Origin of the sequence: Enterococcus plantarum (assembly GCF_001730295.1) — a bacterium.
In the GTDB taxonomy this organism is placed as follows: domain Bacteria; phylum Bacillota; class Bacilli; order Lactobacillales; family Enterococcaceae; genus Enterococcus_L; species Enterococcus_L plantarum.
Genome location: NZ_MIKA01000020.1, coordinates 1 through 15,705 on the forward strand (window position 1 = coordinate 1; position 15,705 = coordinate 15,705).

The 15,705-nt window shown below is 36.5% G+C and carries 15 protein-coding genes and 1 riboswitch; of the genes, 5 read left to right on the plus strand and 10 right to left on the minus strand.

Annotation, left to right across the window (positions count from 1 at the left end):
- Positions 1-113 precede the first annotated feature (113 nt).
- The 4 genes from BCR22_RS08095 to BCR22_RS08110 form a co-directional block, all read right to left on the minus strand.
- Positions 114-635: a GNAT family N-acetyltransferase gene (locus BCR22_RS08095; protein WP_069654435.1), complete on the minus strand. Its 522-nt coding sequence runs from the start codon at positions 633-635 to the stop codon at positions 114-116.
- Complete coding sequence (gene tsaE / locus BCR22_RS08100; RefSeq protein WP_069654436.1) at positions 632-1,105, minus strand: tRNA (adenosine(37)-N6)-threonylcarbamoyltransferase complex ATPase subunit type 1 TsaE; 474 nt, start codon at positions 1,103-1,105, stop codon at positions 632-634. The genes BCR22_RS08095 and tsaE overlap by 4 nt, the downstream gene beginning before the upstream one ends.
- 122 nt (positions 1,106-1,227) lie before the next feature.
- Positions 1,228-2,208, minus strand: a complete 981-nt coding sequence (gene pta, locus BCR22_RS08105; protein ID WP_069654437.1) for a phosphate acetyltransferase — start codon at positions 2,206-2,208, stop codon at positions 1,228-1,230.
- 153 nt (positions 2,209-2,361) lie between these two features.
- Positions 2,362-3,045 carry a uracil-DNA glycosylase gene (locus tag BCR22_RS08110; protein WP_069654438.1) on the minus strand — a complete coding sequence of 228 codons (684 nt, stop codon included), beginning with the start codon at positions 3,043-3,045 and terminating at the stop codon, positions 2,362-2,364.
- Between the two features lie 197 nt (positions 3,046-3,242).
- Here BCR22_RS08110 and BCR22_RS08115 point away from each other — a divergent pair, with 197 nt between their 5' ends.
- Together BCR22_RS08115 and BCR22_RS08120 are read left to right on the plus strand one after the other, a co-directional pair.
- On the plus strand, positions 3,243-4,112 hold the full coding sequence (locus BCR22_RS08115) for a Cof-type HAD-IIB family hydrolase (RefSeq protein WP_069654439.1): 870 nt from the start codon (positions 3,243-3,245) through the stop codon (positions 4,110-4,112).
- 39 nt (positions 4,113-4,151) lie between these two features.
- Entirely contained in the window at positions 4,152-4,667 is a 516-nt protein-coding gene (locus BCR22_RS08120; RefSeq protein WP_069654440.1) for an LURP-one-related/scramblase family protein, read from the plus strand.
- A 23-nt stretch (positions 4,668-4,690) separates the two neighbouring features.
- On the opposite strand, the gene BCR22_RS08125 is transcribed toward BCR22_RS08120, so the two are convergent.
- The 3 genes from BCR22_RS08125 to BCR22_RS08135 all read right to left on the minus strand — a co-directional run bounded on the left by BCR22_RS08125 (position 4,691) and on the right by BCR22_RS08135 (position 7,621).
- Positions 4,691-5,260: a GNAT family N-acetyltransferase gene (locus BCR22_RS08125; protein ID WP_069654441.1), complete on the minus strand. Its 570-nt coding sequence runs from the start codon at positions 5,258-5,260 to the stop codon at positions 4,691-4,693.
- Between the two features lie 123 nt (positions 5,261-5,383).
- Entirely contained in the window at positions 5,384-6,547 is a 1,164-nt protein-coding gene (locus BCR22_RS08130; protein WP_083241782.1) for a 3D domain-containing protein, read from the minus strand.
- A gap of 228 nt (positions 6,548-6,775) precedes the next feature.
- Positions 6,776-7,621, minus strand: a complete 846-nt coding sequence (locus BCR22_RS08135) for a putative ABC transporter permease (protein ID WP_069654443.1) — start codon at positions 7,619-7,621, stop codon at positions 6,776-6,778.
- Positions 7,622-7,819: 198 nt separating this feature from the next.
- Here BCR22_RS08135 and BCR22_RS08140 point away from each other — a divergent pair, with 198 nt between their 5' ends.
- Complete coding sequence (locus BCR22_RS08140) at positions 7,820-9,544, plus strand: ABC transporter ATP-binding protein (protein WP_069654444.1); 1,725 nt, start codon at positions 7,820-7,822, stop codon at positions 9,542-9,544.
- Entirely contained in the window at positions 9,541-11,304 is a 1,764-nt protein-coding gene (locus tag BCR22_RS08145; protein ID WP_069654445.1) for an ABC transporter ATP-binding protein, read from the plus strand. Before BCR22_RS08140 ends, BCR22_RS08145 begins: the two co-directional genes overlap by 4 nt.
- 65 nt (positions 11,305-11,369) lie before the next feature.
- Here BCR22_RS08145 and BCR22_RS08150 read toward each other — a convergent pair whose 3' ends face one another.
- On the minus strand, positions 11,370-11,906 hold the full coding sequence (locus tag BCR22_RS08150) for a folate family ECF transporter S component (protein WP_083241783.1): 537 nt from the start codon (positions 11,904-11,906) through the stop codon (positions 11,370-11,372).
- A 177-nt stretch (positions 11,907-12,083) separates the two neighbouring features.
- Positions 12,084-12,203: riboswitch (THF riboswitch) on the minus strand.
- Between the two features lie 73 nt (positions 12,204-12,276).
- On the minus strand, positions 12,277-12,699 hold the full coding sequence (gene mgsA / locus BCR22_RS08160) for a methylglyoxal synthase (RefSeq protein ID WP_069654448.1): 423 nt from the start codon (positions 12,697-12,699) through the stop codon (positions 12,277-12,279).
- 186 nt (positions 12,700-12,885) lie between these two features.
- Here mgsA and BCR22_RS08165 point away from each other — a divergent pair, with 186 nt between their 5' ends.
- Positions 12,886-13,995 (plus strand): ABC transporter ATP-binding protein, encoded by a 1,110-nt coding sequence (locus BCR22_RS08165; RefSeq protein ID WP_069654449.1) that lies wholly within the window; start codon positions 12,886-12,888, stop codon positions 13,993-13,995.
- 73 nt (positions 13,996-14,068) lie between these two features.
- Here BCR22_RS08165 and BCR22_RS08170 read toward each other — a convergent pair whose 3' ends face one another.
- Positions 14,069-15,454 carry a hypothetical protein gene (locus BCR22_RS08170; RefSeq protein WP_069654450.1) on the minus strand — a complete coding sequence of 462 codons (1,386 nt, stop codon included), beginning with the start codon at positions 15,452-15,454 and terminating at the stop codon, positions 14,069-14,071.
- Between the last annotated feature and the right edge of the window lie 251 nt (positions 15,455-15,705).

Here is a 15,705-nt window from a genome sequence, read left to right on the forward strand (position 1 = left end):
CTGTCATCTCTAGTATGACAGGAAATAGCCTGTAGGTCGATCACTTTATTTTCATTCTGTTTGGTGAGGGCGGTAGCCCTCATGAGTGTTTGTCCCAACCTCCTCTTTTATTTTTAATCAATCAGCCTACTCATTAAATGTACATCTAAAAATTCATCCTCATCTGTTTTAGCACCTCGAGCCATGATTGTTTCCGTTTTAAAGCCTATTTTTTCATATACATGAACCGCCCGCTGGTTTCGATGTTGTACCGTTAATTCTAAACGGCGAATCACACCACTTTCTTTTGCCCATTCGATCAATTCTTCCATCATCAAAGTCCCTAAGCCAAAGCCCCAATAATCCTTTAAAATGCTGATCCCAATTTCACCAATATGCTCTATCCGTTTTTTTGATGATGCTTTGATAGATGCTGTCCCAATGACTTGCTCATCTGCTAAAGCAACCATCAATAGATTATTTGGGGATTCATAAAGATTGGCTAAGTTCTCACTCATCTCAACTGGTGTCATTTCTAAACCTTTTTCATCCATTACTAAAAAAGGAGTCTCACTGCCAGCTATTTTTAGCGCACGCAAAATCTCTACTGCATCGTCTGGAATTGCCTCCCGAATCGTAAATTCAACCTCTGTCATATAACGTCCTCCATTTTTTTCTTAATACGATCTAAGTAGTTTTCCGCTCGTTTTCCAAAAGCTTGGAATGACAAGACTCTTTTTTCTAACACTTGCGGATCTTTAGTGATCGTAATATCTAAATAGTCTGTCGGTAAGAATTCACCCAATAATTTGCCCCATTCAACAACAGATAATCCATCGCCTTCAAAATATTCGTCCAAACCGAGATCATCCGCACCATTTTCTATGCGGTATACATCCATATGATACAAAGGCATACGTCCTTGTTGATACTCACGAATAATTGTATAAGTGGGACTTTTAATCATCTGATCAATGCCTAAACCTAAAGCGATTCCTTTAGTCATCGTAGTTTTGCCAGCACCTAAATCTCCGGAAAGAATAATTGTATCGCTTGGTTCAGCTACCAGCCCGATAATTTTTGCTAAAGATTCCGTTTCTTTAGGATTGTTGATTGCAATATCCATTCTTTCACCTACCTAAACTTTCCCTGTTTGTATGTAATGTAGTATACCGAATTATTGAAAAAAAAACTAGGGAGTCAAAGCAAAACGCTAGACGTCTTGTCCTGATTCCCTAGTCAATTTAATTAGTTCATTAATGTTTGAGCGGCAGTGATGATTGATAACTTGTAAATATCTTCTTCATTTGCTCCACGAGACAAGTCAGATACAGGTTTGTTCAATCCTTGTAAGATTGGACCAATTGCTTCAAAGTTACCTAAACGTTGAGCGATTTTATACCCAATATTTCCTGATTGTAACTCTGGGAAAACAAAGACTGTCGCTTGTCCTGCAACAGATGAATTCGGTGCTTTCAATTGAGCAACAGATGCTACGTAAGAAGCATCAAATTGTAATTCACCATCGATTTCAAGTTCAGGAGCTAAGCTTTTCGCAATTTTTGTTGCTTCAACTACTTTATCAACTTCAGGTGCTTTTGCAGAACCTTTTGTTGAGAAGCTCATCATTGCTACTTTTGGTTCGATATCAAATAATTCAGCTGTTTTTGCACTATCAACAGCAATCTCAGCTAATTCTTGGGCTGTTGGATTGACATTGATTGCACAATCGGCAAAAATGTATTTCTCTTGATCGCGACCACGAACCATGATCATTGCACCACTTGTACGGCTAACGCCTGGTTTTGTTTTGATGATTTGTAGGGCTGGACGAACTGTATCGCCAGTTGAGTGGATCGCACCACTCACCATTCCATCAGCAAGACCCATGTAAGTAAGCATTGTACCGAAATAGTTGACATCTTTTAAGATCTTACGAGCATCTTCATCTGTGACTTTTCCATTACGGCGTTCAACAAACGCTGTGACCATTTCTTCCCATCCATCATAATTATCTGGATCAATAATCGTAAAGTTAGACGTTTTGATTCCACGAGCATGTGCTGCTTCAACAATTGCTTCTTGTTTACCAATCAAGATTGGCTCCATTAATTCTTCTGCTTTCAAACGAGCTGCAGCCCCTAAAATACGAGGATCTGTTGCTTCTGGGAAAACAATTTTGATGTTACGGCGAATCACTTTAAATTTTAAGCTATCGAATAATTCCACGATATACCCTCCAACTGATTATTTATACAAACTTATCATACACTATTCTTCAAGAAAATAACAGTTATTTATAGCTGTATTAGTGTAAAAAATGCTGATTCTGATATTATTTTCACAAACTAGCCTTTCTGCACTATAACAGATAGAGCTGTTTTAAGACACTGTATCAGGTAATTGCCAGTTGATTGGGGTCTCCCCTAACTGCTCTAAAGCCTGATTTGTTTTCGAAAATGGCTTTGAGCCAAAGAAGCCGCGATGAGCAGCCAAGGGACTTGGATGTGGCGATTGAATAATAATATGCTTGTTTGTATCAATCATTTTAATTTTTTCTTGCGCTGGTTTGCCCCATAAAATAAATACAATCGGTTTCTCACGTTCACTTAATTTTTTAATAATCGAATCCGTCAACTTTTCCCACCCTTGGCCTCGATGAGAATATGCTTGACCATTTCGAACCGTTAAAACTGTATTTAATAAGAGAACACCTTGTTTTGCCCAACTTTCTAAAAATCCATGGGACACAGGAGGATACCCCAGATCTTCTTGTAATTCTTTGTAAATATTCTTTAAAGAAGGCGGTGTTCGAACACCAGGTTGTACAGAGAAGCTCAATCCATGCGCCTGATTAGGACCATGATAAGGATCTTGCCCTAATATTACTACTTTAACCTCTTCATAAGACGTCAGTTCTAACGCTGAGTATATGTGATACATATCTGGATAAATCGTTTGCTCGCTATATTCCTGCTTTAAAAAATCTCGTAATTTCAAATAATATTCCTTGGTGAACTCTTCTTCTAAAATATCTTGCCAACTATTATGAATGATTGCTTTCATTTGCCAGCCTCCTTCATTTTTTTGCAGTACGGTATTTTTCTATTCTTACTAATTAAAACTTCTATTCTGGATGCTTTCTTTTACACTTTAAGGATATCTGATTTTGTATGAGGTGACAAGGAAATTTTTTCTACACTGAAAAAGAAAAAACATGGTAAACTATAGATAAGTTAAATAAACGAGGTGTAGAAAATTTCATGATTAAATTGATTGCTTCAGACATGGATGGAACATTATTAGATTCAAAAATGGGTATTTCAAAAGACAATGCTTCTGCTATTAGAGAAGCTGAGCGTTTAGGTATTGAGTTTATGGTTGCTACAGGCCGAGCTTATACAGAGGCAAAACCAGCTCTAGATGAAGCCGGTATTAAATGTGCAATGATTACTCTAAATGGTGCTCAAGTATTTGATAAAGCTGGAAATTCACTTTTTACTGCTGGAATAGACAAGAAGACGACAGCTGAAATCTTAGACATTTTAGATGCACACAATATCTATTTTGAAGTCTCTACCAACAAAGGCATTTATTCTGAACAACAAGAAAAAAGAATCGAGAACTTCGCTTCTCATATCGCAACATCAATGCCACATTTGACATACAAAGTAGCGATTGCCATGGCCGCAGCTCACTTGTCTTTACTCGATATTACCTATATAAACGATATGCGCGCTTTGATTGCTCAAAATGATATCGAAGTGCTCAAAATAATCGGTTTTAGTATGGACGGTCCAAAAGTGTTAGGCCCTGCAAGTAGTCAAATTCGCCAATTGAATGATTTAGCAGTCACTTCATCTGCTCAAAATAATATTGAAGTCAATCATAAAAATGCACAAAAAGGAATCGCAGTCGCTCATGTTGCAAAAGACCGTGGCATTTCTGCAAAAGACGTTATGACGATTGGGGATAATTTCAACGATGTTAGTATGCTTCAATGGGCTGATGTTAGCTTTGCCATGGGAAATGCTGAATTAGAAGTCAAAGACCATGCAAAATACCTCACTTCTACTAACTTAGAAAATGGGGTAGGCGAAGCAATCTTACGAGCAATTCGAGAAAATTTATAATAGAACAAGCGAACCAACAAAGAAAAGAGGTGAGATAAGGTGTCTGAGTTTTTTATTCAAGAACAACAATTAAGCAATATCACAAGAACCATTGTCAAAGATGAAGATGGCAAGTCTCTTTTCTTACTTGTTGGACGTTGGGGAACTCGTGGTGATGCACTTACTCTATACGCGATGAGTGGTGAATTGGTCGCTAGCATCAAACAAACCTCATTTGCCTTTGGTACAAGATTTGAACTCTATAAAGGGTTTGAAAAAGTTGGGGTATTACGAAAAATTTTACATTTAAATGCTGACTTTTATTACATCCAACATTTGCATTGGACTGTTTTAGGCGACATTAAAAACCACCAATACTCCATTTATCAAGTCAACCATAAAGTTATGGACATGAACAAAGCGACTCTTTTTTCAGGTGACTATTTTAGCTTAAATGTCTCAAATGACGAAGATGCTCCGTTATGTATATGCGTAGCAGCAGTACTAGATTATTGGTTGTACAATAAAAAAAAGAATGCCACTCGTAAACCAATCATCGGTTGGGGAACTTGTTAAGATAACTAAAAAATCAGCGAAAATTATTCGCTGATTTTTTTTTGCATATGATCGTATAAATGGCCGCTGATCATCATCTCCGAAACATCTTTAAACCCTTTACGACTATACAGCTTTTTAGCATTAGGATTTCCTTTATCCACGCTTAGTCCAATAATGTCTTTTCCATCTCTTTTAGCCATCTTTGGCAGAGCATCCAATAACGCGGATCCGATTCCTGATCCACGATGCTTTTCATCAACAGAAATTGAATCTAAATACCACTCACCTGGTAAGGTCTCTGGATCAATAAATAGTCTTATTTCTTCATCCAAATTATAATTTTTTAGGATTTTTTTTAGTGGTTCATCAATTATCGGCTCATCTTCATTAGGATAACCAAATGCTATTCCAGCTACTCGGCCGTCTTCTTCGTAGACTAAACCTCGTTGGTAACCATAACGATATGTTGGGTCTGCCACTGCCTCAGCTAAAACTGCTAACAGTGTTTCTTCTGGAACAATCTCTAATAAAGGCAATTCCATATCTTTTAAAATAACTAATATTAACGGAGCAATAGCCTCTCCGTCTTCTTTTGTGGCAAAACGAATCATTGTTATTCCTCACTTTCTTTATTGAGTGTATCATTTATTTTTTGTTCACGCATTACATTCAATTGTTTTTTAATTTGTTTTAATAATTGCTCAAAAAAAAGACACTCAAACGAGTGCCTATTTTTATTGAATTGTCACTTTAACGTTATTTCTACGACCCCAGTTTAAACATTGTTCAACAGATGGGAAATGTACATCAATAATGTTGCCGTTAATTGCGCCACCAGTATCTCCAGCAACAGCAAAACCATATCCTTCGACTTCAACAAAAGAGCCTAATGGAATCACACTTGGGTCAACTGCGATCACATTGCTTTGTGAACGTAAATCAATTCCAGTTGCAGTAATGAATCCTGAACCAGCTTCTTTCCATGAATAAGCTGTTGATTGCATGTACAGTACTCGACCGTTTGATTCACCGTTATTTTCTTCACCAGTGCTTGGTACCTCTACCGGTGGTATTGGTGGTGTAACAACAGGTTGTTCTTCACTGCTTGAGCTACTGCTACTTGAATCAATGCTTGATGATGAACTGCTACTTGAGCTTTCTTGAGAACTAGCATTAGTTTTTCTTTTTGCTTCTTCTAATGCAGCTTGCTTTTGACGAGCTTCGCTAGCTTTCTTTTCATCTGTGATACGTTTTTGTTCTGTCTGTTTTTCGCTGGCGATTTGTTGTAACGCTGCTTGATTATTAGATAATTGCTCTTTTAATGTGACAACTTGTTCGTCCATTGCAGAGGCTTCGTCCTGTAATTTTGATTCGTTGGTTTGTAATTCGTTTTGTTTGTTTTTTACAGTTTCTTGAAGTTCAGACAATTTCTCTTTATCTTTAGATAGACGATCAATCTTTTCTTTTTCTGCGTTTTGTAAGATAGTCATCGCATACGCTTTATTAAAGAAATCAGATACACTTTCAGCATCTAATAATACTTGCCATGTACGCTGTTCCCCACTTAGCTGGACATCTTTCATACGATTTCCAACGACTTCTTTACGGCGTGCAATACTTTGCTCTGTTGCTGCTATTTCGGCTTCAGAGTTCTTGATTGTTTCTTCAGCTTTTGAAATATCTGCTTTAAGTTTTTCAATTTCAGCGTATTTTTCATTAACATCATTTAAAGCTGTATTGATATCTTGGCTAAGTGATTCTCCCGTTTGTGCGGCTTGTGCTTCTTTATCCTTCAGCTCATCTAATGACTCTGCTGCGGCACCGCTTGGAAGAGCAACATTTACTAGCATGATAGCAGCTAAAAATGGTATCAATTTTTTTACTTTCACTGAATCCAACACCTTTCCTAACTAAATCCAACTCCACCTATTATACTAATCTATAAGGGTTATTTTGTTGCAGTATCGTTACAATTTATTACATTTTTGCGAAAATGCCCGTTTTTCTGTAACATTAAGCCTTTTTCTCTTACTTGTTTTAGTGCTAGTCCCCCTGTTAAAACCTCTATCTATCAGCATTTCCCTTAAGTATGAAACACAAAAATAGACTGTTATACTAAAGAAAAATTATTTAGACTTTTTTTTGTTTTTATTAATAACTTGTTGGACTTCAGAAGGATTTTTCACATTTTTCAGCTTTAACTTGGGATAATTTCTCACCCAGCGTTTTTGATTGTAGTTCAGATGTGTTACTAATTTTTTAATTGCTGGTGTTTCTTTAAACTCTTCCATCAAAGAATTTCTTTCCGTCGTTTTTGCTTGTTTTCGTTCATTAATTCCTTCTGAAACAGTCTCTTTTAGTTCAGAAAGGTTGGAAGAAAGCTCATCACGTTTTTCAGTCAATACAGTTTCTAGTTCTTGTTTGCGTTCTTCAATAGCTGTACTGATTTGAGCTGTAACTTTTTTGAATGCCTGCATGTTACCCAATGTGTAAATCAAATCTGTCATGATCAGAAGCAATAAGATTATTGGCAATAGGATACCAAATTTTTCAGATAAAAAGTCTTCGAATAGCATTACCTTGGGATGAATGACGCGTACAATCAGGACACAACCAATTCCCCAAAAGAGAGAAACAGGTAAAGCGACCCGACCATTTATATTCAGCGGTACATCTTTATAGTCCCACCAAGAAGCATGGAACATTTTTTCTAGGCCATAACTTGTGATGTATTCAAGAATCGTTACTAAAACTGTCGATAATAAGTACAAAATAACGATATTTTGTTTGAGCGGCTCTAAAAAGTAGAGAACCCCCAAAATACCAAAACCATAAATGGGACAATAAGGGCCTACTAAAAATCCTCGATATACAAATTTTCTAGCTTTCAATGAACAGTAAACTGTCTCCCACAGCCAACCGATAAATGAGTAGATGAAAAATAATAAAACGATCTTAATAAATTCATTCATGTGTCTTCTCCTTTAAATTAGCATTTATTCGTTATTGTAACAAATAACCATGGGTTAATGCGAGCAACTTTATTCTCAGTAGCAATTGATATACAATAGAAGAGAAAAATTATTTTTGTTCATTGCTTTCTATTTATTCGTTCAGTTTTCTATCAGACTGGACGAGCCCGTTACACTTTTAAATTTAGGAGGAAAACCATGTTCAGTTTACTCATCTATGCGAAAAAATACCGCAAGCAAATCATTCTAGGCCCATTTTTTAAGTTTCTAGAAGCTTGTTTTGAGTTAGTTTTACCATTATTTATGGCTCGTTTAGTCGATCAAGGTATTCGAAATAATGACCGAAGTTATGTGATCCAAATGGCAGGTTGGATGCTGTTGATGTCCGTCATTGGATTAGTCTGTGTAATGATCTGTCAATACTATTCTTCTATTGCTTCACAAGGATTTGGAACAGAATTGAGAAATCAATTGATGAAAAAGATCAACCAGCTTTCCCACGCTGAATTAAACAGTTTTGGAACAGATACCTTGATTACACGGATGACAAATGATATTAATCAGCTACAGCTTGCTTTGGCGATGCTGATCCGCCTCGTGATTCGAGCTCCTTTTCTCAGTATCGGTTCCGTTATCATGGCTTTTTATATCAATGTACAGATGGGCCTTATTTTCCTACTGATGTTGCCAATTTTTTGCCTTATTCTTTATTTTATTATCAAAACAACTGTGCCTTTGTATAAAAAAGTTCAAGAAAAACTAGATCTGTTAAATCGACAAATCAGCCAAAATCTAAGTGGCGTTCGAGTCATTCGGGCCTTTGCCAGAAAACAAACAGAAGAAAAACATGTCAATGAGGTGACGGATGATCTTTCTTCAATCTATATTCGTGTTTCGAATATCTCGGCATTGTTGACTCCTGCTACTACTTTAGTAATGAACCTCGGCATTTTAGCTTTGCTCTATCTTGGTGGAATCAAAGTCGAAATCGGTGGATTACAGCAAGGTGAAGTGTTGGCTTTGATCAATTATATGAATCAGATGTTGCTTGCATTGATTGTTGTTTCAAATTTAGTTATCATTTTTACGCGTGCTTCAGCTTCTGCATCAAGAGTTCAGGAAGTATTAGCTGTTGAGCCAAGCATTCAAGCAACACAGCACGGTCTTTCGTCTGATGGTAACACAAAAGAAATCGTCTTTGATCATGTTTCTTTCCGTTACCAACCAACTGCTGGATTGGCTTTGAGAGATATTTCATTAAAAATTCCTAAAAATTCAATTCTGGGTATTACAGGACCGACTGGTGGCGGAAAGAGTACCTTGACTCAATTGATTCCTCGCTTTTATGATACTAGTGAAGGAAATTTATTTGTTGATGGAATCAACGTTCGTGATTGGTCTATAGAAAAACTACGCAAAAAAATCGCGATCACACCACAAACTGCGGTATTATTTACAGGTACAATTCGCGAAAACCTTCAATGGGGGAAAGAAAATGCGACCGATGAAGAATGTTGGCAAGCGTTAGAAACCGCTCAATGCAAGGATTTTGTTGAAAACTTAAGTGATGGTTTAGATACAAAAGTATACGAAGGTGGGAAAAATTTTTCCGGTGGCCAAAAACAACGATTAACCATTGCACGTGCTTTGATTCATAAACCGGACGTTTTGATTTTAGATGATTCGTTGAGTGCCTTAGACTATCAAACAGATTTAAATTTACGTACTGCATTACGAAGAGATTTAAAGGAAACGACACTTATTATCATTTCACAGCGAATCAGTTCGATTCAACAAGCAGATCAAATTTTAGTATTAGCTAATGGTCAACAAGTTGGGCTAGGAACCCACGAAGAATTATTACGTCAATCTAAAGCTTATCAAGAAATCGTCGCTTCACAAGAGGAGGAAACGAACGAATGACAACCAAAAAAACAACGACAAATTCATTTAATCGTTTCATGCCCTATTTACTCCGATACCCTAAGGAAATGATTGCGGCAGTTGTTCTAGGGATTCTTAGTGGATTAACCACCGTTTTGATGACTTATTACATGGGGAAATCTGTAGATACAATGATTGGAAAAGGCAATGTTGATTTTACGATTCTCTTGGGATTACTTGCTATGTTAGCTGGGATTTTGGTCATTACAGTGATCAGTCAATGGCTGATCCAACGTTTAGGTAATCGCGTGTCTTACCTCTCAGTGGCAGAACTACGAAAAGAGGCTTTTGCTCATTTAAATCGTTTACCTTTAACTTATTATGATCAAACATCTCACGGAAATATTGTTAGTCGTTTTACAAATGATATGGATAACATATCTGTCGCCTGCTCAGCTGTTTTTAACCAATTATTTTCAGGGCTTTCTGTAGTAATCATTGCATTTTTCTTTATGCTCAAACTAAGTCCACTCCTTACAGCTGTTGTTCTGATTGCTACACCAATTATTTTTCTAGTCAATTGGATCGTTGCAAAATCGTCTCAGAAAAACTTTTCTACTCAGCAAAAAATCGTGGGTGAAATTTCTGGTTACGTTTCTGAAATGGTTGGCAATCAAAAAATCGTCAAAGCATTTCAACAAGAAAATGTTGCCCAACAACGTTTTGAATCCTTGAATCAAGATTTGTATGTACGCGGACAAAAAGCACAGTTCTCGTCTTCACTCACAAACCCACTTTCCCGTTTTATTGATCATCTAGCCTATCTATCGATTGGTCTTGTTGGTGGCTTGCTGTTATTAAGTGGGAATCAAGCAATTACGATTGGTATAATCTCTAGTTTTACCATTTATTCAAGTCAGTTTTCTAAACCGTTTATTGAGTTGTCAGGAATCACTACTCAAATTCAAACTGCATTGGCCGGATTAGATCGTACATTTGACATTATCAGTCAACCTGAAGAAAAACCAGATAGTGAACATGCACTTGTCCTAAATGATGTTACAGGCAAAGTCGTATTTGAACATGTAGATTTTGCTTATACCCCCTCAAAACCATTGATCCAAGATTTTAATTTAACTGCATTTCCTGGTGAAACAATTGCTATTGTAGGAAAAACAGGTGCTGGCAAATCAACCTTGGTTAATTTATTGATGCGTTTTTACGAAGTAGATCATGGACAAATTTCGATTGATAGTCATACAATCACGCAAGTGACAAGAGATAGTTTGCGTAAAAGCTTTGGGATGGTTTTGCAAGATACTTGGTTATTTGATAGCACGATCCGTGATAATCTGACTTATGGAAATCCTAAAGCAACCGAGGCTCAAATTGAAGCTGCGATGAAAAAAGCTTATATTTTTGATTTTGTCACTCGCTTACCTGAAGGATTAGATACTCTGATCGGTGCCAGTGGCATCAAAATTTCCGAAGGACAACGACAACTGATGACGATTGCTAGAACGATGATCAGTGATCCACCGATGCTGATTTTAGACGAAGCGACTAGCTCTGTTGATACTTTGACCGAAAAAAATATACAAGATGCCTTCTTACAAATGATGGATGGCCGCACAAGTTTTGTGATTGCTCACCGACTTTCTACTATTAAAAATGCAGATAAAATTTTAGTCATGGAGCAAGGTTCTGTGGTTGAGATTGGTAGTCACGATGAGTTGATCAATAAAACAGATGGTTATTATCACGCCTTGTATGAAGCGCAATTTAAAAATCAATTGTGATTCTTTTTATTAAAGAAAAAACCCTCAAACTTCCTTGGGATGTTGGAAAGTTGAGGGTTCTTTTTTTATTTTAAATTGGTCAATGATCTATTCAAAAGTTGTTTATAAGGAATTTTATTTCCTAAATAGTAAGTGGCTACTACTTGTATCGGGAAAAAGATAATATTCTTCACAATTCTAGGTGCCCACCAAGCAAGGTTGGAAATATTCACACCGTACATCAAACCAAGCCACAAAGGCGTTAAAAACATGTGAATAATCAACGTAACAGATAATGTCGCCATGATTACTCGCTTCCATGTTAATTCCTTCTTGTAATAAAAGAATCCATAAATCGCACCAGAAATAAATGCATTCAGGGTAAACCCAGGAAAATAAGGACCTTTAGGAAATAATAACATGCCGACCGTATCCGCTATAGCACTGCCGATCCCTGTCCAAAACGGTCCAAAAAGAATGGCCATCAGTGATTCCGGAATAAAGGTCAAACTAACTCGTAAAAACTGTGTTTCAAACGAAATAAACCGTGTAAAAACCACCATTAACGCAATCAGTAAACTCATCAGCGTAATGGTTCGTGTATCAATTTTTCTTTTCTTCATTTCTAGCATCTCCTCTAAGAGCTGCTACACAAAATATGCAGCGAATGCGAAAATAAAACCGCGAATATAGAAAAGTGAAACGAACTGGTCGTCTCTTTTGAAAATTAGGAAAGTAGTATTGAAACGCTTTTTGTTTCACTGATACTTTATCTATTTTCCTAAAGAGATGGTTCGTACAACTATACCATAGAAAAGTAAAACGAACTGGTCTAGCTATTTCACTACTCTCATCTATTCTTCGTCCGAAAGGCAACATCCCATCCTTTCAGCACTTAACGCTTTATTTCCTACTCTGTTTTATTTAGGCCTAAGCCTAAACGAAATATAACATATTCCCTACCTTGCTGCAACTAACTTAGACGAAACATCATTAGAAAGACAATGGTTTATTGTCTAATGCATGAACGACATTTCTAAAGTCCGCAAAACCTGCTTGTAAGCCTCTTAATAAAATCTCTGCCGTACCGATGTTGGTTGCCAAAGGAATTTCATAAACATCACTCAAACGAATCAGTGCTGTTACATCTGGTTCGTGAGGTTGTGCTGCTAATGGATCTCGCAAAAAAATGACCATGTCTAATTTATCTTCTGAAATCATTGCTCCGATTTGTTGATCACCACCTAATGGTCCAGATTTAAAACGATGAACAGGCAACCCAGTAGCTTCAGAAATTTTCAAGCCAGTCGTTCCAGTCGCAAATAATTCGTGTTCTTTTAGTATTGGTTGATACGCTAAAGTCAATTTGACCATTAATTCTTTCTTTCGATCGTGTGCTATCAATGCAATTTTCATTCGTTATCCCTCAATTCAGTCTTTTTCTTATTATAACAAAATCTTCCAATATAGAGTTAAAGGAATGATTGCTACTTTGTCACTTTGACGAAGAAATTGACTCTTTCTTGTGCAACCTTACGTTGAGAATGTATAGCGCTTTCATTTATACTAAGGATACAATAAAAAGAGAAAAGAGTGACGAGAATGGTAGAAATGGCGTTAAAACATGTCTATAAAAAATATGATCATGCAGAAAATTACTCTGTAACAGATTTTAACTTAGAAATTGCAGACCGCGAATTTATTGTTTTTGTAGGCCCTTCAGGCTGTGGTAAATCAACTACGTTGCGAATGATTGCAGGACTTGAAGATATCACTGAAGGTGAACTTTCTATTGGTGGAAACGTAATGAACGATGTTGCGCCAAAAGATCGTGATATCGCAATGGTGTTCCAAAACTATGCCTTATATCCTCATATGACTGTCTTTGACAATATGGCCTTTGGCTTAAAACTACGTAAATATGATAAAGCGGAAATTAAAAAGCGTGTTGAAAACGCCGGAGAAATTTTAGGGTTGACTGATTATTTACATCGTAAACCAGCTGCTTTATCTGGCGGACAACGTCAACGTGTCGCTTTGGGTCGAGCAATCGTTCGGGATGCGAAAGTATTTTTAATGGACGAGCCTTTATCTAACTTAGATGCAAAATTACGCGTAGCCATGCGAGCCGAAATCGCCAAATTACACCGTCGACTAGAAACAACGACCGTTTACGTTACCCATGACCAAACAGAAGCTATGACTATGGCCGATCGTATCGTCATTATGAAAGACGGATTTATTCAACAAATCGGAACACCAAAAGAAGTCTACAATACACCAAATAATGTCTTTGTTGCTGGCTTTATCGGATCACCTGCCATGAACTTCTTTACGGTAACCTTAACTAATGGCGTCATACGTGACGGCCACGGATTAGAACTTATAATTCCGGAAGGAAAAAATAAATTATTAGTTGAAAAAGGCTATGAAGGTAAAACTGTTATCTTTGGCATTAGACCTGAAGATATTCACAGCGAACAGGTTGCCTTAGATACAATGAACAATGCTGTCGTTCGTTCTGAAGTCGTGGTATCTGAATTATTAGGTGCTGAAACAATGCTCTATACAAGATTAGGTGATACAGAGTTTATTTCAAAAGTAGATGCGCGTGATTTACATAAACCAGAAGAAATGGTCGACTTAGCATTCAATATCAACAAAGCTCACTTCTTCGATCCAGAAACTGAACAAGTGATTAAATTGCCTTAAATCGTTCAAAAAAGTGAAAAGGGTGTAAGGAAAAAATCAAATGTTTCTCTGACATCTTCCTTACACTCTTATTTTATAACCAATTAATGGCTATCTCATAGTTTCCTGTGCTACTCGAATTACGTTTGCATTTGATATAATAAGTTCCTGCATCTAAATCATACTCTAATTCTTCTGATTTCACTTCTTTTTCTGATCCGTTTAGATATAGATTTTCCTTTTTGACAGTTAGTTTATCTGCCGCATTAATAATTTCCAATTCCATTGATTGAAAATTAGCGGAAACCCGAACCTTCAATTTCCCTGATTGTGCAGCAGTGATTTTGAAATAGTGACAATCATCTTGCATTGAGAAAAACATATTTTTTGTATCACCAGAATTGACTTCCAAGGATTTCTCTAAGGTATCATTTTTTGTTTTCAATACACTATTACTAATCGTAAAATCTAATTTAATTTCATATTTGCCAGTATCCTTTTTTTTGTAACGGACATAGTATGTTCCTGCTTCTAAATCAAACATTAATTCTTCTGTTTTTGGTTCTTTCATTGATGCTTCAGAATCATAAAAATTATTTGTTTTGATTTCTTTTCCATCTTGGTCGAGCAAAGCAAAATCAACTGCACCCATATACATTGTCGTGGTAACTTTTAGTGTACCAGCATTTTCTGCTAAAAATTTATAATAATCTAATTCATCTTCTTGTGTAAAATTAGCGCTTATTTCATTCCCATTTTTCAGTACAATCGCTGATTCCATATCATTATTTGGTTCTTTTTCATTCGATTCAAATGACACAAATGTTGCTTTCCATTCCATTTTTTCTTCTTGTTCTTTTTCCTGATACGTTTGATTTTCGGTTAAAACAATACTATAGGTATCGGCCGCTAAATCTAAATTAAGCGATTCGACTGTAGGCACACCGTTACTTTCATAAAGATTAAATGTTGTAATTTCTTTTCCAGATGTTTCGGACAATACTTTTCCAGAAATGCTTTTATTTTGAAAACGAAAATCGATCGTCAAATGACCTGTATCTGTGATTTTTATCTGATTATGTACAGAAAAATCGACTATCGGCTGCCAACCATCCGGCAATTGATTTTGAGTATAGTGGGTTTTCACTGACGACTCTTTTGAAGAAGTTGTTGTATCTTTGATGCTGACTGTCGAACTGTTGATTGTGCTATCCTTTTTTTGGGCAAGCTCTGGCTCTAAGCTACCAAATAAAATATAAGCACTCGTCCCCATTAATAATACTGCGCCTCCTAAAAGGAGCAATCCCCATTTTTTTCTTCCAGTAAACCCTTTAAACTGGATCCAACCATAAAAACAAATCAGACCTAAAACAAGTGCAATAAGTGCAATCGTTTGTTTTTCAAATAACGCAAAAACAAAACTACCAATCAACCCAATAATTGATAATATCAAATTAAATTTTTCATATTTATTTTCCAAAAAATCCCTCCTATCAACTAGATAGTATAGTGCATTTCGAGGAATAAATAAATAACTTTAGGAATAAAATCGAATATTCTTTATCAAATGATCGGATATCCATATAAATCAAGTATCTATCATCCTTTATATGTTGAAAAAACGGTTTTTTTATAATCAAAACCTCCAGTGAGAACTGGAGGTTTGCTCTTCGGCTGAAAGCCTCTTTTACCGGCCACGGCCTAAAAGGCCTTCTGATCGGGTCTCCCTCA